The organism is Klebsiella variicola (assembly GCF_000828055.2).
GTDB classification, from domain to species: Bacteria; Pseudomonadota; Gammaproteobacteria; order Enterobacterales; family Enterobacteriaceae; genus Klebsiella; species Klebsiella variicola.
The window spans coordinates 4376911-4396291 of sequence record NZ_CP010523.2; the positions used below are offsets into that span (position 1 = coordinate 4376911).

The following is a 19381-nucleotide window of genomic DNA, read 5'->3' on the forward strand; positions in this document are numbered from 1 at the left end:
TGAACCGGACGCCAAAGCGCCCGGCTCGCCATCAGCCGGCGCGGACCTTCGCGGTGCGGAACACCAGCACGATCCCACCGATGATCGCCACCATACCGACCATCGCCGCCGCCGGCAGCCGGTTGCCCAGCAGCAGATAATCCAGTAGCGCCGTGATCACTGGCACCAGATAAAAGAGGCTGGTGACATTGACAATATTTCCCGCGCTCAGCAGACGATACAGCAGCAGCTGGGCGACCACCGAAATCAGCAGCCCGAGAAACAGCACCGGAATAATCAACCCGGCGTTAACAGTAAACTGGAAGCCGCTGACCGGGGCAATCAGCAGGCACAGCCCCAGACTGACGGCGTACTGCAGCGGCAGGACATCCGCCGGCGCCTGACGGCTGCGCTTTTGCCACAGCGCGCCAAAGGTCATCAGCAGCAGAGCCGCCAGCGCAAACAGGATCCCCACCATCGCCATCGGCGAGGCCGCCAGGCTGCGCCACACCAGCAGCACCAGCCCCGCCAGGGCAATCAGCAGCCCTGACAGCCGCCGCCCCTGCAGGCGACGCTCCACCACGCAAAGCGTAAGGATGGGCTGGATCCCCATGATGGTGGCGATAAGTCCCGGCGTCACACCGTTAGCCATCGCCTCGAAGTAACAGACCGAATAGCCGCCAATCAGCATCAGGCCGGTGGCCGCTGTCTGCAGGCGGGTGCCCGGCGCGGGTAGCCAGCGCCGACGGACGATGGCCAGCGGCGCCAGCGCGACCAGGGCAATCAGAAAACGAAAGACCAGCAGCGCCATCGGCGAAGCGTTGTCCAGTCCCCAGCGGGTGAAGATGGCCGCGCTGCCCCACAGCAGCACAAAAATGGCCGTTGTCGCCTGCGAGGCGAGCAGAGAATAGCGAACGTGCATAGCATGCTCCAGAACGTCAAACACAAGGTATCAAGCGTCATACCGGCAGGTAAGCGCCTGCTAAAGACGGCGTTAAGCGTCGAAAACAACCCGGTCTGGAGGGGGAGGCGGTGGGCAGAGCGTGGTGAAGCAATGATGAAGCGCAGACGTCATCCACCCCGCGTCGAAAGCGGCGCCGGGCAAAGTCTCACCAGAGATGGCGTAATGCGTCATGGAATGCCTCGTGAAATGTTTAATCAGAATCCTGGCACAGGCCGTTCGGAAGTGACAACTGCCTTTTATGGGTGATCTCTCGACTGGTTGTTTATTTTTAATCGTAAATAAACGTAAAGGCGGCCTCGGCTTATTCAGCCGTTCTTTTTAATCGGCTATAAAACAAAGCAGTCTGCTTGCTACTTCGAAAATAACGATATGAAGCCAAAACTGACGCATGCTCTCTTTTTAATTCCTTTTTTGTTGTTGGCAGGATGCTCCTCCTCACCGAAACAGGCAAAGAACACAAAATCTCATGCGGATATGACCATTGACGGCGGATCGGACGATCTGATCCCGGTGGTGGCGGCCCTGCATGATCAGATGCACACCTGGCAGGGAACCCCCTATGAATGGGGCGGTACTGAACAAAGCGGCGTCGACTGCTCGGGTTTCGTCTGGCGCACGTTGAAGGATCGCTTTAACCTGCCGATGGAGCGGATCACCACCCGCGAGCTGTTGCACATGGGCGTGCGGGTCAATAAACGCGATTTACGTCCCGGCGATCTGGTTTTCTTCCGCACCCGGGCCGGGATGCACGTTGGCTTTTACGATACCGATCATAATTTCCTTCACGCCTCGAGCAGCCAGGGCGTGATGCGCTCTTCGCTGGACAACCCTTACTGGGAATCGGCGTTCTATCAGGCGCGTCGTCTGCCGAAGGAGTATAACGCGCAGATCACCATGAACAGCGACACCCTGCATCTGGCGAAGAATCGCCGCTAAAAAAAAGCCGCAGCCAGGGCTGCGGCGGGTGGTTCTGCGGTCAATCAGAACTGGTAGGTCATACCCAGCGCGACGATGTCGTCATCGTTGATGCCGAGTTTGTTATCGCTTTTCAGCTGGTTGATTTTGTAATCCACGAAGGCGTTCATGTTTTTGTTGAAGTAGTAGGTCAGGCCCACGTCAATGTAGTTAACCAGATCTTCGCTACCCACCCCTTCGATATCCTTCCCTTTCGACAGCACATAGCCGAGGGACGGACGCAGACCGAAGTCGAACTGATACTGCGCCACCGCTTCAAAGTTCTGCGCTTTGTTGGCAAAACCGCCGCTGATCGGGGTCATTTTGCGGGTCTCAGAATACATGGTCGCCAGGTAGATATTGTTGGCGTCATATTTCAGGCCGGTCGCCCAGGCTTCCGCTTTCGAACCCTGGCCGCGGGCCAGCAGGTTCTGATCGTTGGTACGGTCGGAGCTGGTGTAGGCCGCGCTGACGGCGAAGTCGCTGCCGCCGAAATCATAGCTTAATGAGGTGCCAACGCCGTCGCCGTTCTGTTTCTTCGCTTCACGGCCTTCGTTTTTACCCTGGTACTGCAGGGTCATATCCAGACCATCCACCAGACCGAAGAAATCGGTATTGCGGTAGGTCGCCAGGCCGCTGGCGCGTTTGGTCATAAAGTTATCGGTCTGGGCAGAGGAATCGCCGCCGAATTCCGGGAACATATCGGTCCAGGCTTCCACGTCGTACAGGGCGCCAAGGTTACGACCGTAATCGAAGGAGCCGTAGTTCTTCAGCTTCACCCCGGCGAATGCCAGACGGGTTTTCTGGCTCGAGTCGCTCTCGGTTTTGTTGCCCGAGAATTCAGATTCCCAACGGCCATAGCCGGTCAGGTCGTCGTTAATCTGCGTTTCGCCTTTAATACCGAAACGCACGTAAGTCTGATCGCCATCTTTGCTGTCATAATCGCTGAAGTAGTGCATGGCTTTGATCTTGCCGTACACATCCAGTTTGTTCGCGTTCTTGTTATAAACTTCCGCTGCCTGCGTCGCTGTTGAAGCCACAAAGCTCATCATCATTAATGCCAGAGTACTCTTTTTCATTATTCAGTCCTGGTGATTTATTTATACGCGCTATTCAATTGCGGGCGCTCGCCCATCAAAAACAGGAGGTTTTTTAACGCCGGGAGATTAAATATTTATGACAAGGTGGAACTTTTTATAAAAAAGAGTATTTAAATGTATCTGACATATTTTTGTCACATCCCCTCTCCAGAATGCCCGATCCCGCGCAATAAAATGGCGCGCCCGCCGCCCCGGGTGTTGGCAAGCGGGCCGACTCCTGCTACAACATCAGCTCGATATCGATATTCCTTTTGAACGGCAGAGAATCATGAGTGAAAGCCAGACGCTGGTGGTAAAACTGGGCACCAGTGTTTTAACAGGCGGGTCCCGCCGCCTGAACCGCGCCCATATCGTTGAGCTCGTGCGCCAGTGCGCACAGCTGCACGCCATGGGACACCGTATTGTCATCGTGACCTCCGGGGCCATTGCCGCCGGGCGCGAGCACCTTGGTTACCCGGAACTGCCCGCCACCATCGCCTCCAAGCAGCTGCTGGCGGCGGTGGGACAAAGCCGTCTGATCCAGCTGTGGGAACAGCTGTTTTCTATCTATGGCATTCACGTTGGCCAGATGCTGCTGACCCGCGCCGACATGGAAGACAGAGAACGGTTCCTCAACGCCCGCGACACTCTGCGCGCGCTGCTGGATAACAGCATCGTCCCGGTCATTAACGAAAACGACGCCGTCGCCACCGCGGAAATCAAAGTGGGCGATAACGACAATCTCTCCGCACTGGCCGCGATCCTCGCCGGGGCGGATAAGCTGCTGCTGTTAACCGACCAGCCAGGCCTGTTCACCGCCGACCCGCGTAGCAACCCGCAGGCGGAGCTGATTAAAGACGTCTACGGCATCGACGACGCGCTGCGCGCCATCGCCGGCGACAGCGTCTCCGGACTCGGCACCGGCGGCATGGGCACCAAGCTGCAGGCCGCGGATGTCGCCTGCCGCGCGGGGATTGATACCATTATCGCCGCTGGCAACCGCCCGGACGTCATCGGCCATGCGATGGAAGGCCTGCCGGTAGGCACCTGCTTCCACGCTCAGGAGTCTCCGCTGGAGAACCGTAAGCGCTGGATCTTCGGCGCCCCGCCGGCCGGTGAACTGACCGTCGATGCGGGCGCGACTCAGGCGATCCTCGAAAGAGGCAGCTCGCTGTTGCCAAAAGGCATCAAAATCGTCAGCGGCAACTTCTCCCGCGGCGAAGTGATCCGCATCCGTAATAGCGAAGGACGCGATATCGCTCACGGCGTCAGCCGCTACAACAGCGATGCGCTGCGCCTTATCGCCGGCCAGCACTCGCAGCAAATCGATGCCATTCTGGGCTATGAATACGGCCCGGTGGCCGTCCACCGCGATGATATGATCATCCGTTAAGGAGCTGAAAATGCTGGAACAAATGGGCATTGCCGCCAAAGCGGCCTCCTGGCAGCTGGCGTTACTCTCCAGCCGGGAAAAGAACCAGGTACTGGAAAAGATCGCCGATTATCTGGAAGCGCAGACCGACGATATTCTGCGCGCCAACGCGGAAGATTTAGCCGAAGCTCGCGCCAATGGCCTGAGTGAAGCGATGCTTGATCGCCTCGCGCTGACCCCGGCGCGTCTGAGCGGCATCGCCAACGATGTGCGCCAGGTGTGCAATCTGGCCGATCCGGTCGGCCAGGTGATCGACGGCGGGCTGCTGGACAGCGGTCTGCGTATTGAACGTCGCCGCGTCCCGCTGGGGGTGATTGGCGTGATTTATGAAGCGCGACCCAACGTGACGGTCGACGTCGCCTCCCTGTGTCTGAAAACCGGCAACGCAGCGATCCTGCGCGGCGGGAAAGAGACCTGGCGCACCAACGCCGCCACGGTGAAGGTGATCCAGCAGGCGCTGCAGGAGTGCGGTCTGCCGGCCGCCGCGGTACAGGCCATTGAGAGCCCGGATCGCGCGCTGGTGGGCGAAATGCTGAAGATGGATAAATACATCGATATGCTGATCCCCCGCGGCGGCGCTGGCCTGCACAAGCTGTGCCGCGAGCAGTCAACGATCCCGGTGATCACCGGCGGGATTGGCGTGTGCCATATCTTCGTTGATGAAACCGCCGAGATCGCCCCTGCGCTGAAGATCATCGTCAACGCCAAGACCCAGCGGCCGAGCACCTGCAATACCGTGGAAACGCTGCTGGTACACCGCAACATCGCCGACACCTTCCTGCCGGCGTTGAGCAAGCAGATGGCCGAGAGCGGCGTCACCCTGCACGCCGCCCCTTCCGCCCTGCCCGCGCTGCAAAACGGCCCTGCGAAGGTCGAGCCGGTGAAAGCGGAGCAGTATGACGACGAGTATCTGTCGCTGGATCTGAACGTCAAAGTGGTGGCCGATATGGATGAGGCTATCGCCCATATTCGGGAACATGGCACCCAGCACTCCGACGCCATCCTGACCCGCACCTTGCGTAACGCCAACCGCTTTATCAATGAAGTGGACTCTTCCGCCGTCTACGTGAACGCCTCCACGCGCTTCACCGACGGCGGCCAGTTCGGCCTTGGCGCGGAAGTGGCTGTCAGCACCCAGAAGCTACACGCCCGCGGCCCGATGGGGCTGGAAGCGTTAACCACCTATAAGTGGATTGGTTTCGGCGACGATACCATTCGTGCGTAAATGAGAACGGGCGATGCAAAAATAGGCAGTTGATTCCACTGGCTATTGACGCATCGCCCGCTAAGTTCTAACCTTTTGCCTCGTGATTCACGCTCGTGAACACCTCTTGCAGGGCCGATATAGCTCAGTTGGTAGAGCAGCGCATTCGTAATGCGAAGGTCGTAGGTTCGACTCCTATTATCGGCACCATTTCAATCAAAAAGTTACATAAGCCACTGTCTTTAAAAACCTGTTTGGGGTTACGCCTGGGTTACTTTTTCCCCCGCAACCAACGCACTTAAGCTCACTGTTCTTATCGCTGAACCAGGGCATCAAAACTGCCATACACTGTTCTGGATAGAGACCCCCACGATGCGATGTTTAAAAGACTGTAGCTTCGATATGAAGTGTCTTATGGCATGCATACGCTTTTATATATCCAGCCTGAAAAAATATTTTTTATAAAATATCAATAAATTAATAGCATTTCATTTCTTAAAAAAACGTTAAACATGTTTAGAATTGTTAAGGTTAAAATCGAGTTTTTATCACAGGAACGCTCTCTCTTGTATCTAACAGAAGAGTTAGGGTTTCGAAGAGGTTTATTGCCTGATCAGGTTTCAGAGGGACCGCCAGAAAGCCGGTCCTGTAAGAGAGTCATTTCAGCTCCAGCGCTGTTATAACATGGTAATAGCCTCCTGTGTTTAGAGCGCCGTTGCTTACACAAAGCGGATAGTTCGGGGTCAGTCCAGCAGGCTTGCCGGGCTATATCTGTGGGAAGGTACAGCCTCGAGTTCAGATGCGTACGCCGCAAGGTGGCTGGGCTGACCCAATCCATGCAAGCACCGTCCCTGATTTCCATGCCGATGGGCTGGTACGCTACGGCATGCCGAGAACATTCGCCCTCGGCAGAGGGTTAAGGGCGATCAGGCGCTAACCGTATGGATAAAATACCTGGCCAGCCAGTCCATCAAAAAGCCGATCGCGCCAATAGTCACAATCACCGCCATCAGGGCGGAATAATCCAGCCGGTCGCGAGCATCAAGAATGGCATAGCCCAGCCCTGAGCTGACCCCCAACATTTCACAAGGCACCAGCACAATCCACAGGATGCCGATGGCCAGCCGGACGCCGGTGAGAATATGGGCACGAACACCGGGCAGAATAATATGCCAAAGCGTTTCCCGGCGCGTCGCGCTCAACGAACGGGCCAGCAGCAGCCAGCCGGGCGGTAGTTGCCTGACGCCGCTGGCGGTATTGAGCAGCACCGGCCACACGGCGGCAAAGCTAAGCAAGAACCAGATCGGCCGATCGCCGATCCCCAGCAGCATCACGGCGACGGGCATCCACGAGAGCGGCGAGATCATACGCAAAAACTGCAGAGCCGGCATCGCCAGGAGTTCGCTTGCCGCCGAGCAGCCCATCAGCAAGCCGCACGGGATACCGACGATCAGCGCCAGCCCCAAGCCAACCGCCACCCTCGACAAGCTGATGGCAATATTGCGCACCAGCTCCCCCTGGGCAAGCATCTCCTGAAGGCTACGCAAGGCGTTTTCCGGCGCGAATAGCCCGGCCATTCCGCCGGCAAAGTGAGTGATTGCCCCCCAGATCAGCAGCAGCAGCGCCAGACCGGGCAGCGCCCAGCCAATACGGATTAAAATCGGTTTCATGGCGCGATCGTTTCCTCACGGTCAAACGCGCCGTCGGGAAGACCAAACGCGGTCATACCGCCGGCGCGGACGATACTTTGACGCACGAAATCCGACGCTACCAGATCGGCGGCGACCTGCTGCCCGTTGAGTCGGGCGAGAAAATCGCTATTGCCCTCCATCACCGTCTGCTTTAGCTGGTCGGTGAGCGATGCGAAATAGCTGGCGTACGGCCATGGCTGGAAATCAATCCGCTGCTGGTGCCACGCATCGTGGCGGATAGCGCCGTCCTTGTGCCAGCTAGCCTGCATCGCTGGCGTCGGCAGCAGCACCTGGCGAAGCACGTCGGCGTCGTGTGGGGTATAGCGATGTTCGTCGCTGTGCGACAGCAACTGGGCCGTTTCCGCCCGGTGCTGGCGGATCCACTGCTGGGCGTTAACCAGCGCGTCAGTCACGCTCTGGCTCCATGCCGGGCGCATGCTGAGATCGCTTTCGTGCATCATGACCACGCAGCAGGCGTGGTTTTGCCAGACATCGCCGGTAAAGCGCAGGATCCGCCCGACATGGCGTGTTTCGGCTAGCGCGTTAAAGGGCTCAGCGACGATAAAACCCTGAATTTGCCCGGCCGCCAGCGCGGGCACCATATCCGCGGGTGAAAGTACCAGCAGGCGAACCTGTTTTTTCCCCGGCGCGCTGGTGACTGTCTGCAGCCCGGCGCTGCGCAATATTTGCTGCAGCACCACGTTGTGTATTGAGTACCAGAAAGGTACGGCGACGGTTTTCCCCTCCAGCTCTTCGACGCGGCTAATTTGCGGCGCTACGGTCAGCGCCGAACCGTTGGTATGGTTCCAGGCCACCACTTTGGCCGGCAGCTTCGCCTGGTAGCGCGCCCAAATCGTTACCGGCGAAAGCATATGAATCACGTTCACACGGCCGCCGATAAATGCCTCTGTCAGTTGCGACCAGCTGCGGAACATCACCGGACGCTCGGCTTTCACCCCGGCCTTGTCGAACAGGCCCAGCCCGTGCGCCACCAGCAGCGGCGCCGCGTCGACGATCGGCAGATAGCCGACTCTGACCGGCGCGTCCGGTTCAGCGGCGGCGCGCGCCTGCTGTTGCATTACCAGCGGTAGTGCGGCTCCAGCGCTCAGCAGCGCGCTCAATTTCAGAAAGTCGCGGCGCGACATCGCATCACACATCAGGCACATAGCGTTTCTCCGCATCGGTATCCGCGCGCACATCACGCAGTTTCTTCAATATGTCCAGCCGCAGGGCAGCGAGCGCCTCCAGCGCATTATCGCGCGGATGCGGGATCTGTGGGCGCCATTCGCCCATCAGGCGGCCCGGAGCGCCGCCCAGCAAAATAACCCGGTCCGCCACCAGCAGCGCCTCATCAATATCATGGGTAATCAGCAGCGCCGACATCCGGTGTTGATTCAGCACGGCGATCAGCAGCCGCTGCATATCATGGCGGGTGACTTCATCCAGCGCGCTAAACGGCTCATCAAGCAGCATCACTTTCGGCCGCCGCGCCAGACATCGGGCTAGCGCCACGCGCTGTGCCATCCCGCCGGAAAGCTGGGTCGGTAGCTTGCTGAGATGGGTAATCAGACCGACCGACGCAATCGCCTGCCGCACGCGTTCCTGACGTTCGTGCGCCTCAAGCCGCGGCTGATGGCGGAAATCGAGGCCAAAAGCGACATTCTGTTCCAGAGTGCGCCAGGGCAGCAGCGTGGGGTCCTGGAAAGCCACCGAAAGGTGGGGATGCGGGCCGTCCAGCGGCTGGCCGAGGTAGTTCACCTCTCCAGCCAGCGGCTTTTCCAGCCCGGCGAGGATCCGCAGCAGGCTCGACTTCCCGACGCCGCTGGCTCCCACTACGGCGACAATTTCATTTTCCGCCAGCGAAAAGTTGAAATCCTGCAGCAGGCGGGTCGTTGCCTGCCCGCGGTGATACCCCACCTCAAGGTGGCTGGCATGCAGTAACACGCTCATGCCGGCAGCCTTGCCAGCTGCTGTTTCAGCTGCACAACACTGGGGGTGACCAGCGGAAGGAAAGCACATTCGCGCCAGCGGCGCGCGGTCCGATCGCCCTGCGGCGATAGATAGGCCCGCCCTCCCGCGAGCATGAGTTCCAGCTGTATGCCGTTTATCGCCAGTTCGACCAGCCCGATACGTAGCCGGAACAGTTCACCGGGCTGCTGTACAAAGCGCTGGCTTTCCACACCGGCGTAAAGGTCGCTGCGGATCTGGCGATAGCGCTGTGCCAGCGTCTGCCATTCCCCGCGCAGCACATGGCCGTCGCTTAATCGGTCGCGGCACTCGTCAAGAATACATTCGGCCAGCCCTAGCGCCATGCCGCACTGCAAACCGAGAAAACGCGGGCGCACCGCGGGCAAAAACGTCCGGGCGGCAGAATGGATCACCCCGTCTTTTTCCAGCGCGACATCGTCAAAGTGCAATGCCGCCGTGGCGCTGCCCTGCATCGCCATCAGCGCAAGATCGGCAGAGCGCGACACGCCGGCAAGGCCGGATCCGATGCTGGCGATGAACGGTTCACCGCCGCCAACAGGCTGAACAACCGTCACCGCCTGGAAACCGCGGGTTTGTAAATTGGTAACCCAGTGAAGCTGCCCGGAGAGCCGCCAGCCCCCCTTCCCGTCAGCTACGCCGCCGATCTGCAGCTCTTCGAGCCCGGAGAGGAATTTCATCGCGTTGGATAAACCCGTCGCCCCCGCCAGCTGGCCGGCCAGCAGATCGGGCAATATGCGATCGCATAACGCGCTCTGTGGCGCCTGCGTCAGGATGTCGATATAGGTACGGTGTCCCCAAAACATAAACGCCGCCGTCAGCGAATGGCGGGCTACCGCGCTAATGGCATCAATCGCATCCAGCAGCGTACCGCCGCTGCCCCCGAGCGCCGGCGCGATCCCGATACGAAACAGGTTCGCTTGCGCCAGCTTTAGCAATAACGCGTGGCTAAGTTCACTGGAACGGTCGAGTTCCGCCGCCCGGTCGTCAAGCCACTCGCGTAAGGAATGATGTAGCATGCGTACTCTCCTTCAGCAGAGAACGGGCCAGATTTAGTCGGACCAAGCCCACGGACTTAGCTCGGTATTGAGCGGCGTTTGCGCCAGGCTATTGGCGAAGTTGCACAGCGTGGCCAAGCTGACGCCGAGGATCACATCCAGCGCCTGGCGCTCGCCGTAACCCGCCGCGCGAAACCCCTGCCATGCCGCCTCGCTAACCGCGCCGCGCGTGGCGATGACTTCGCGTGCGAAGCTGGCAATGGCTTCAAGATGCGGGTCTGGCAGCGGCTGCCGCTTGCGTAGCGCCTGTAAATCGGCCGGAGGCATGATCTTTTTCTTTTCGACCGTTGCGCTGTGTCCCGCCACGCAAAAACCGCAACCATGGACAGTTGCAGCAATTAATTGCACCGTTTCTCGTTCCGCTGCGGATAGACTGTTATTATTATTTATAGCGCCAACTGTTATATATGTTTGCAGCGCCTGCGGCGAATTAGACAGCGCCAGTAATAAGTTGGGAATAAATCCTGAAGAACGCCGGGCGTTTTCCAGATAAGTTTTTGATTCCTCTGGAGCAGTTGCCAGGGTCTGCAAGGTAATTCTTGTCATAATTAGCCTCCTGTTAAATTACAATCAGTATGTTTTTATTGAACATGGGGAGCAATACTGATAAAAAGTTGATTATTGTTCATTCGTCCTTTATTTATTCTTTTTTACTATGCTAAATAGCGAATGGTTATTAGATAATCTGAGCATTGAGAACTCCGTTTTCCATGTGGGCAAGTATTGCGGCTCGTGGAAAGGCGGCACTTCGGGCAGTGGAAAGGCCAGCTATCACCTGGTGATGGAGGGGCACTGCTGGCTGCATTGCGCCCAGCATTCCAGCGCGTTACGTCTTGAAAAAGGCGACATGGTTTTTATTTTACAGGATTGTCCATTCGTTCTTTCCTCCCATGAAAATGCGCAAAGCGCCTACCGCGCGCCGGTGCAGGAAATGCAGCCGCTGACTTACAAAGATGAGACCAGCACCGCATTAGCCTGCGGTTTTATTACCTTTAAAACCACCATTAGCCAGATGCTGTTGAGCTTTTTGCCGCAGGTTATCGTATTTAAAGCACAGGACGACCGGTCCGGCTCCATCGGCAAACTGGTGGCGGTGATTAATCGGGAAGCGACACAGACGGCGCTACGCAGTGAAAAGCTTATCGCTTCGCTGACGGAATTACTCTTTTTTATGGTGATCCGCCACTATTTATCCAGCCATACGGTGAAGACGCCGTTGGATAATATTCCGCTGACAACAGAATTCCTCAATCTGATGGCGGAGATTGTCTTGTTTCCGGCACGCCCCTGGACGGTGGAAGCCATGGCGCGCGCATCGGGCCTGTCGCGCTCGTGGTTTATTCAGCGCTTTAACCAGGTTTCGCCGCTGTCACCTGCAGAAATTGTGCGCCATATTCGCATTGCACTGGCCTGCCAGCACATCGCCGGCGGTGTAAGCCTGACGCAGAGCGCGGAACGAGTCGGCTATCTATCCCAGGCTGCGTTTAATCGCGCATTTCAACGCATCACAGGGGTCACCCCCGGCCGCTACAGTCAGCAGTGCCGGGACAACGCCGCCGCTCAGCAATTTCACGGCCGGAATTATCTGCAGATAAACGAAATCGTTTAACTCGCCCCTGCTGCAGCATGGTTGATTGCGATCGGCCATGCTTCAGGCCATACTCTGCTGTGCGAGCGGAAATGACGCCGACAAAACGCCTGCGCTAAAATCTCGATCATCACGGACTCGTAATACTGTTATCCATAAAAACCACAACATTGTATATTTCGTTTTGTTTTAAATTACCTACAATAAAAAAGATATAGTAAAAAAAGAAGTAGTATCTATGCAACACCATGTTCAACTCTCCGACAGCATAATATCCAACAGCCAGACATTGGTTAATTCCGCCATACAATATATTTATCAAAATATAAAGAATAACATTTCAGTTTATGATATCTCTGAATATCTGCAAGTTTCCCGGCAATATGTGCATCGCATTTTCAAAAAACAAACCGGAATGACCGTCAACACCTTTATCAGCCATAAAAAAATCGAATATGCGATGATGGATATCATCCTCGGTATTGAGGATGCCGACTCGGCCTACCTTAAATATAATTTCAAAAGTAAACATGCGTTTATCAATCAGATTCAGCATCTATATCCATACCACTCCTGCCTTACATAGCCTGCCGGCAGTCGCAGCACATAAAAAATAAATCGCTGCGCGCTGCCCCCCAATATCACTGCCTCCCTGATACCATCTATCGGCGATGCGCTCAACCATTAGCAAAATAATCGCTAACGAATAGCGGAAAAATAACTCAGAACGAATAACAATTAATTAGAATCAGTGGTTATAACAACTGTTATATCGATTAACAAACAAACTGTTCATGTTGGTGAAGGATCCGCTGTGATGTAATTCACTGGTATTTTCGGGTGAATTAACCCGCACTCTGTTGAGAACACTATAATGAGCAATGATGAATTTTCGGATAATGAACGATTGAAACAGCAGAGCCAGCTTCTGCGCGGCACGATTAAAGAAGATCTGCATAACGAATTAACCGGCGGATTTCTCGGCGATAACTTTCAGCTGATCCGCTTCCACGGTATGTACCAGCAGGACGATCGCGATATTCGCCAGGAAAGAGCGGCGCAAATGCTGGAACCGCTGCATACGGTGATGCTGCGGGTGCGTTTACCCGGCGGGATCATCAGCCCGCAGCAGTGGCTGGGGATTGACGAGTTTGCGTCGCAGCATACGCTTTACGGCAGCATCCGCATCACCAACCGCCAGGCACTGCAGCTACACGGCGTGCTAAAACGCAATATCAAGCCGGTTCATCGGCTATTGCATCAGCTGGGTCTCGATTCGCGGGCGACGGCGGGCGACGTCAACCGTAACGTGCTGTGTACTTCAAATCCGGTGGAGTCAAGGCTTCATCATCAGGCTTACGAGTGGGCTAAAAAGATATCGGAGCATCTGTTGCCGAAAACAAACGCCTATGCCGAAGTCTGGCTGGACGGTGAAAAGATCGCACAGCCGGAAGAAGAACCCATTCTGGGCAACAACTATCTGCCGCGCAAATTTAAAACCGCGGTGGTCATTCCGCCGCAAAACGACGTCGATTTACACGCCAACGATCTTAACTTTATCGCTATCGGCGACAATGGGCAGTTGACGGGCTTCAACGTGCTTGTAGGCGGCGGCCTCGCGATGACCCACGGCGATCAGAGTACCTATCCGCGCCTGGCGACGGAGCTGGGGTATATTCCTTTGAACGCTACGCTGGCGGTTGCCACCGCCGTTGTCGCCACCCAAAGAGACCTGGGAAACCGCGCAAATCGACGCAACGCTAAAACAAAATATACTATCGATCGACTCGGCATTGAGGTGTTTAAAGCGGAAGTCGAGCTGCGGGCAGGCTTGGCATTCCAACCGCTGCGCCCTTACGCTTTCAGCAGTCGCGGCGATCGTATCGGCTGGGTCGAAGGGATCGACGGTAAGCACCATCTCACCCTGTTTATCCCCAGCGGCAGGTTGATTGATAAGCCCGGCAAGCCGCTCAAATCGGGCCTGGCCGCCATCGCCGCCGTCCACACGGGCGATTTTCGCTTAACCCCCAATCAAAATATCATTATCGCCGGCGTCAGCGAGCGCAACCGAGCACAGATTGACGCACTGGCGCAGCGCTATTCCCTGATTGATGACACGGTATCGCCGCAGCGAAAAAGCGCGATGGCCTGCGTCTCCTATCCCACCTGTCCGCTGGCGATGGCCGAGGCCGAACGCGTGCTGCCGGACATCGTCGATCGCCTTGACGCTATCTTAATACGTAACGGGATTGCCGATCGGGACGTGATATTTCGCGTCACCGGCTGCCCTAACGGCTGTGGCCGGGCGATGCTGGCCGAAATCGGCCTCGTCGGCCGTGCCGTGGGCCGCTATGACATATACCTCGGCGGCAACCGCGAGGGAACGCGTATTCCTCGCCTCTATAAAGAGAACCAGCCGCTTGAGGAGATTATCCGCGACCTTGACGCGTTACTGAGCGCCTGGGCGCAGGCGGATAACCCGGATGAGGCGTTCGGCGACTTTGCGATACAGACGGGGATTATTCGCCCGGTACTGAACTCCAGCATCGACTTTTATCTGCAGGATTAAGATGGCCAGGCCGTTGGCGATTATTCAAATGGGCGATCCGCCGGCGGTCATCCGCCAGGAGGCAGGCGAGCAAAGCCGATGGTTCGTTCAGGTGCTCGCCTTAAACCGCGGGGAGTACCGGGTTTTTCGCCCGGATCGCCATGAGCTCCTGCCCGCTATCGACACAATCTGCGGCGCTATCATCAGCGGCTCCTGGGCGATGGTCACCGACCGGTTGGCGTGGAGCGAGGAGACCGCGCAATGGATACGCCTCGCCCACGCCCTGAACCTGCCATTGCTTGGCGTCGGCTATGGCCACCAGCTGATTGCCCACGCGCTGGGAGGGCTGGTTGCGGATAACCCGCAGGGGAGTGAACACGGGCTTCAGCTGATCCAGATCGCCGAAAACAGCACTGCCCCGCTGCTAACGACATGTCCCGGTCGCTTCGCGGCCTGGCTTTCTCACCGGCAAACCGTGCTACGGCCGCCGGAAGGTGCCAGCGTACTGGCTTTTTCCACCCGGGACGTCTGCCAGATTCTGCGCTATAGCGACACGGCGTATTCGGTGCAGTTCCACCCGGAATTTACCTGGGATATTATGGCCGCCTGCCTCAAACAGTGCGGCGAAGGGTTGGAAATGGCCGAGATGTCCGGCGAACCAGCCTGGCCACAAGAACTGCTCAGGCGCTTCTATTATCTCTGGTGCAAGGATAATGCCCCCCGCTTATGCCAGTCATAAGCATGAGAAAACGGTTTAATTGATCTCCTCCCGGAAAACAGTACCACTCTACATCAAGATAAAAGCCTCTCTGGGTTTACACCAGGGTTGCTTTCCCCTTGCGTCGCCCCCTTAAACTCAACGCACTTATCGCTGAGCAAGGACATCAAAACTGCCCCCTGTTCAAACCGTTAATCTAGTAATTTCATCTCCAGCGCCCGGCTCATCGCTTGAGTGCGACTATTCACTTTGAGCTTCGCGTAGATATTTTTGATGTGCCATTTGACCGTTTCAGCAGAAATAACGAGGGTGCGAGCAATTTCTTTATTCATCTGACCTTCAGCGATCAGTTGTAATACCTGCAACTCTCGCTCGCTGAGTTCCCCATGAATATCGGGGCTTCCACTATTAAACGGTGTTCCATCTGCAGGCGCGCACTTGCCGGCCCAGGGTTCATGGACTATCCCTTCCTCTGTACAAGCCGAAGAGGTTTCATTCATACCGGCAAGCAAAGGTTGCAAGGTATCGCCAGCCTCAAGAAAGAGGCCCTTGAGATGCTGTTGTTCAGCCAGCTGCACGACTGGCTGAAATGTCGTGCGCGCTGCCGCAGTTTTGCCGCTGTTCCACAAGGCTAATGACCAGAGCGTACGCAGACGCGCTGCGGTTAACCTGTCCCCCCGGCTTTCCTGATCAGGGACCATGTCAGCCAGGAGAATACAGGCTTGCGGCGCCTGGCCTGTGGCGAGAAGAAGGCGACAGTGGCTAAGGGATGCATACAGAGCGATAGCGCGTTGACAGGGATGTTCGGCATCCATTCGGAAGCTGGCGGCCATTTGTTCGAGTTGTCGCTGCAGTTGCTCTGCGCCTGTGACATTGCCGTGCTGCAGTCGCACCCTCACCTGCTCGGCTAACATCATGGCCTGGAGCCGTTGCCAGCCGCGAGACACCGCAAGGCGCTGCGCATGCTCCAGCAATCGCTCGGCCTCATACGGCATATCGCCATCCAGGGCCTGACGCGCGAGATAGGTATAGCAACGACGCAGCGCATCGGGTGGACTGAATCGGTCGATGAATTCGAGCCGGTCGGCTAACAGATGATCAGGCGAGTCACCACTCTGACATTCATAGGCTATCTCCGCCAGCAGCGGCGCCAGCGTCGCGCCACTGGTCGACTGGGTACCGGTATAACATTCAGCCTGGCGCAACGTTTTCTCTGCGTACCACCCGGCTTTCCCCAGATCGCCCTGACAAAGATGGCACTGGGCAATAATAAAAGCGCGATAAACCGAGACAAACAGATTATCTAAAGGACTTTCCGGAGAGGGCATATGCTGTTGAACCTCCAGCGCATCGTGATAGCGCTGGTTAACAACATGGCAATAGCTGAGAATATTGCATATCAGACCATCAACCCAGGTGTCGCCGCAGGGCACTTCGGCCAGCAACGGCTGAACAATAGCCAGACTCTCCGGGATGTTTTCCGCAAAGGCTTCGCAAATTGCCCGCACAACCCGCAATTTACACCAGGTGCTGCGGGTTAAATCCTCACGATGATGAAGTACCATCTGATCGAGGTTATCAAGCAGCTGCCTCGACTCATCAAAGTGGAAATAATGCGCCAGTGCCCAGGCCAGATTAATTTGCAGGTCAATGCGCGAAGGATCGGTACTGGGCGGTAAATGATGCATCCATGAGATCAGGGTATCGATATCCCCTTCTTCCGCCAGTGACTGAGCGCTTGCGCCGTCCTGTACGGGGCTATGCACCGGCTTGCCTGCGCTGAGCGCATGGCGTACCGCCTCAGACCACAGCTTCTGTTCGACGAACCAATGACTGGCTAATTCATGTAGCTGTTTGCGATCAATATCGTTGTTCTGCTGCAGCATGGTCCGAAGATTTTCCTGCAACAGAGGATGGTAGCGGAACCAGTAGCCTTGTTCGTCAAGGGCTGACAAAAAAAGGTTGTGTCGCTCAATCCATGCCAGCATCGCTTTACTATCATCACGTCCAGTCACTGCATTGCATAATTCGGCATTTAACCGACTGAGGAAGGACGTTTTCACCAGAAAATCAAGAACCTCTTCCGGCAGCGGATCCAGTACCACCTCTTTCAGATAGCGGGCAATAGACCGTGTTCCTCCATGCATATTGCGCAACAGATGCTCGGGATCATGCTGTAATTCTGCGGACAATGAAGCGATCTTCATCCCTGCAATCCAGCCCTCAGTCACGGACTGTAGCCGCTGTGCATGGTGGTTGCTGAGGGGTAGCGCAACCGTGCGGCTAAAATAGTGTTTTGTTTCTTCGAGCGTGAATTGCAGGTCTCGATCATAGATTTCCACCAGTTGGTCCTGGGCCTGCAGCTGGCTCAGCGCAAGATTCGGGTGGAAACGGCTGCCAATGATCAGATGCAAGGCGGCAGGCGCATGCTTGATTAAATACCCCACGGCTTCATAGACCCCACGATCGTTAATCACGTGGAAGTCGTCGATGATCAGGTATACGTCATGCGGGCAATAGTGTAGCTGGTTAATGAGCCCGGCCAGCAGTTGCTCGGAGCTGGAGAGCTTCTGTTCTTCCATGTCACGCCAGAAATCGGCGTCCCAGTCAGCATAGAGTGGACGCAATGCTTGCAGCAGATAAGGAATAAACTGCCATACGTCATCATCATCCTCATCGAGGCTCAGCCAGGCGATACGTTCACCCTGGGCGACCATCTGCTGATGCCATTGCGCCAACAACGTGGTTTTGCCAAATCCAGCGCCGGCGCAGACGACGCCCAGCCGGCACTGCTGAACGGGACTGAGAAGCTGAAGAAGCCGGGGGCGCTCCAGCAATTGTATCGAGGAGCGAGGCGGGACGAATTTGGTCAGGATTAACGGCAAGCCTCGCGTCAGCCGCAATGGCCCGGAGACCAGTGAGGGTGATTGGCGACCTTCTAAATCCAATGGCTTCATCCGTGGTGTCTACTCGTTTTGTTTTTTTCAATTGTACGCCAGCCACCGGGATGACATGGGGCAGGCAAACTTTATGGCTACACAAAATTTAGAAAGTTTGACCTCAAGCATGAAAACCCCCACCTACCCCCCCATGAAGGTGGCTTCGCACTCTCTCTAACCGCTCGTAGATTCATTGCATGGGTGTGGCCAGGGTTATTCGCCCTGTCTGTTGGCCCCGCCTGGGTGACCTTTATTGAGGAGAATTAAACGATGCTCAGCAAACAGGCGTTATTGCAGGCTTACCGCAAGATGCGGGAGATCAGGACCTTTGAAGAGCGGTTGCATCAGGAAAATACCAGCGGTGATATTCCGGGCTTCATTCACCTTTATACCGGTGAGGAGGCCATCGCGGTGGGGGTCTGCGAAAATTTAACGAGCGCAGATTTCATTGGTTCAACACACCGTGGACATGGCCACTGTATTGCTAAAGGTTGTGACATTCACGGCATGATGGCCGAAATATTCGGTAAGGACAGCGGGTTATGTCGCGGTAAGGGTGGCTCGATGCACATTGCCGATCTGTCGAAAGGAATGCTGGGGGCGAACGCTATCGTTGGGGGGGCCCCTCCACTGGCCATCGGCGCCGCGCTAACGGCAAAAACGCTAAAAACCGGCAACGTCGGTGTCTCTTTTACGGGCGATGGGGGTTCTAATCAGGGCCTGGTCTTTGAAGCCATCAATATGGCCGTCGTGCTCCAGCTTCCAGCCGTCTTTATTTTCGAGAACAACGGTTACGGCGAAGGGACCGGCCATGACTACGCCGTGGGTGGGCGTGATATCGCCCGGCGCGCCGCTGGCTTCGGCCTGCCGGCAGTGACCGTCGATGGCACCGATTTCTTTGCCGTTTATGAGGCAACCTCAGAGGCGGTCAAGCGTGCGCGAGAAGGCGGTGGCCCAAGCGTCATTGAGGCCAAAGCCTTCCGCTGGCATGGTCATTTTGAGGGCGATCCCGCGCTATACCGCGCGGAAGGTGAAGTGCAACGCCTGCGTGAACAACATGATCCGCTGAAGATTTTCACCGCTAAGGTCAAGCAGCATATCACCCAGGAAGAACTGGCGGCGATTGACGAGGAAGTAGAAGCCCTGGTCAACGATGCCGTATTGAAGGCCCGCGCCGCTGCCTACCCGGCTCCGGAAGACCTGCTGACAGACGTGTACGTCTCATACTGAGGGTGATAACC

At 56.5% G+C, this 19381-nt stretch carries 16 protein-coding genes and 1 tRNA gene; 9 read left to right on the forward strand and 8 right to left on the reverse strand.

The window, feature by feature from the left end; genetic code table 11:
* Nucleotides 1-31: 31 nt before the first annotated feature.
* Nucleotides 32-901 (reverse strand): DMT family transporter, encoded by an 870-nt coding sequence (locus SP68_RS20535; RefSeq protein ID WP_008805308.1) that lies wholly within the window; start codon nt 899-901, stop codon nt 32-34.
* 411 nt (nt 902-1312) lie between these two features.
* Here SP68_RS20535 and SP68_RS20540 point away from each other — a divergent pair, with 411 nt between their 5' ends.
* The gene (locus tag SP68_RS20540) at nt 1313-1879 is read left to right on the forward strand and encodes an NlpC/P60 family protein (protein ID WP_004222859.1); all 567 of its coding nucleotides are present in this window, start codon (nt 1313-1315) and stop codon (nt 1877-1879) included.
* Between the two features lie 44 nt (nt 1880-1923).
* Here the strand turns inward: SP68_RS20540 and phoE are convergent, their stop codons facing one another.
* Nucleotides 1924-2976, reverse strand: a complete 1053-nt coding sequence (phoE, locus tag SP68_RS20545) for a phosphoporin PhoE (RefSeq protein ID WP_040973084.1) — start codon at nt 2974-2976, stop codon at nt 1924-1926.
* A 289-nt stretch (nt 2977-3265) separates the two neighbouring features.
* On the opposite strand from phoE, the gene proB reads away from it, so the two are divergent.
* The 3 genes from proB (at nt 3266) to SP68_RS20560 (ending at nt 5822) form a co-directional block, all read left to right on the forward strand.
* Nucleotides 3266-4369, forward strand: a complete 1104-nt coding sequence (proB, locus tag SP68_RS20550; RefSeq protein ID WP_008805306.1) for a glutamate 5-kinase — start codon at nt 3266-3268, stop codon at nt 4367-4369.
* Between the two features lie 10 nt (nt 4370-4379).
* Entirely contained in the window at nt 4380-5633 is a 1254-nt protein-coding gene (gene proA, locus SP68_RS20555; RefSeq protein ID WP_008805305.1) for a glutamate-5-semialdehyde dehydrogenase, read from the forward strand.
* 113 nt (nt 5634-5746) lie between these two features.
* Nucleotides 5747-5822, forward strand: a tRNA-Thr gene (locus tag SP68_RS20560).
* A gap of 716 nt (nt 5823-6538) precedes the next feature.
* Here the strand turns inward: SP68_RS20560 and SP68_RS20565 are convergent.
* Genes SP68_RS20565 through SP68_RS20585 form a run of 5 tightly spaced genes read right to left on the reverse strand, consistent with a single transcriptional unit; the run spans nt 6539 to nt 10893 of the window.
* Nucleotides 6539-7282 (reverse strand): ABC transporter permease, encoded by a 744-nt coding sequence (locus SP68_RS20565; protein WP_040973082.1) that lies wholly within the window; start codon nt 7280-7282, stop codon nt 6539-6541.
* Nucleotides 7279-8469, reverse strand: coding sequence for an ABC transporter substrate-binding protein (locus SP68_RS20570; RefSeq protein ID WP_008805295.1), 1191 nt, complete (start codon nt 8467-8469; stop codon nt 7279-7281). Before SP68_RS20570 ends, SP68_RS20565 begins: the two co-directional genes overlap by 4 nt.
* Nucleotides 8453-9253: an ABC transporter ATP-binding protein gene (locus SP68_RS20575; RefSeq protein WP_008805294.1), complete on the reverse strand. Its 801-nt coding sequence runs from the start codon at nt 9251-9253 to the stop codon at nt 8453-8455. The genes SP68_RS20570 and SP68_RS20575 overlap by 17 nt, the downstream gene beginning before the upstream one ends.
* Entirely contained in the window at nt 9250-10308 is a 1059-nt protein-coding gene (locus tag SP68_RS20580; RefSeq protein WP_008805293.1) for an acyl-CoA dehydrogenase family protein, read from the reverse strand. Before SP68_RS20580 ends, SP68_RS20575 begins: the two co-directional genes overlap by 4 nt.
* 33 nt (nt 10309-10341) lie before the next feature.
* Nucleotides 10342-10893 (reverse strand): carboxymuconolactone decarboxylase family protein, encoded by a 552-nt coding sequence (locus tag SP68_RS20585; protein WP_008805292.1) that lies wholly within the window; start codon nt 10891-10893, stop codon nt 10342-10344.
* A gap of 109 nt (nt 10894-11002) precedes the next feature.
* On the opposite strand from SP68_RS20585, the gene SP68_RS20590 reads away from it, so the two are divergent.
* The 4 genes from SP68_RS20590 (at nt 11003) to SP68_RS20605 (ending at nt 15222) form a co-directional block, all read left to right on the forward strand.
* Nucleotides 11003-11956 carry an AraC family transcriptional regulator gene (locus SP68_RS20590; protein WP_008805291.1) on the forward strand — a complete coding sequence of 318 codons (954 nt, stop codon included), beginning with the start codon at nt 11003-11005 and terminating at the stop codon, nt 11954-11956.
* 217 nt (nt 11957-12173) lie between these two features.
* Nucleotides 12174-12521 carry an AraC family transcriptional regulator gene (locus SP68_RS20595; protein WP_008805290.1) on the forward strand — a complete coding sequence of 116 codons (348 nt, stop codon included), beginning with the start codon at nt 12174-12176 and terminating at the stop codon, nt 12519-12521.
* Between the two features lie 288 nt (nt 12522-12809).
* Complete coding sequence (gene cysI / locus SP68_RS20600) at nt 12810-14504, forward strand: assimilatory sulfite reductase (NADPH) hemoprotein subunit (RefSeq protein WP_008805289.1); 1695 nt, start codon at nt 12810-12812, stop codon at nt 14502-14504.
* Nucleotide 14505: 1 nt separating this feature from the next.
* The gene (locus tag SP68_RS20605) at nt 14506-15222 is read left to right on the forward strand and encodes a glutamine amidotransferase (protein ID WP_008805288.1); all 717 of its coding nucleotides are present in this window, start codon (nt 14506-14508) and stop codon (nt 15220-15222) included.
* Nucleotides 15223-15392: 170 nt separating this feature from the next.
* Here SP68_RS20605 and SP68_RS20610 read toward each other — a convergent pair whose 3' ends face one another.
* The gene (locus SP68_RS20610) at nt 15393-18158 is read right to left on the reverse strand and encodes a winged helix-turn-helix domain-containing protein (RefSeq protein ID WP_040973079.1); all 2766 of its coding nucleotides are present in this window, start codon (nt 18156-18158) and stop codon (nt 15393-15395) included.
* Nucleotides 18159-18410: 252 nt separating this feature from the next.
* Here SP68_RS20610 and SP68_RS20615 point away from each other — a divergent pair, with 252 nt between their 5' ends.
* Nucleotides 18411-19370, forward strand: coding sequence for a thiamine pyrophosphate-dependent dehydrogenase E1 component subunit alpha (locus SP68_RS20615; RefSeq protein WP_002889884.1), 960 nt, complete (start codon nt 18411-18413; stop codon nt 19368-19370).
* The last annotated feature ends 11 nt before the right edge of the window (nt 19371-19381 follow it).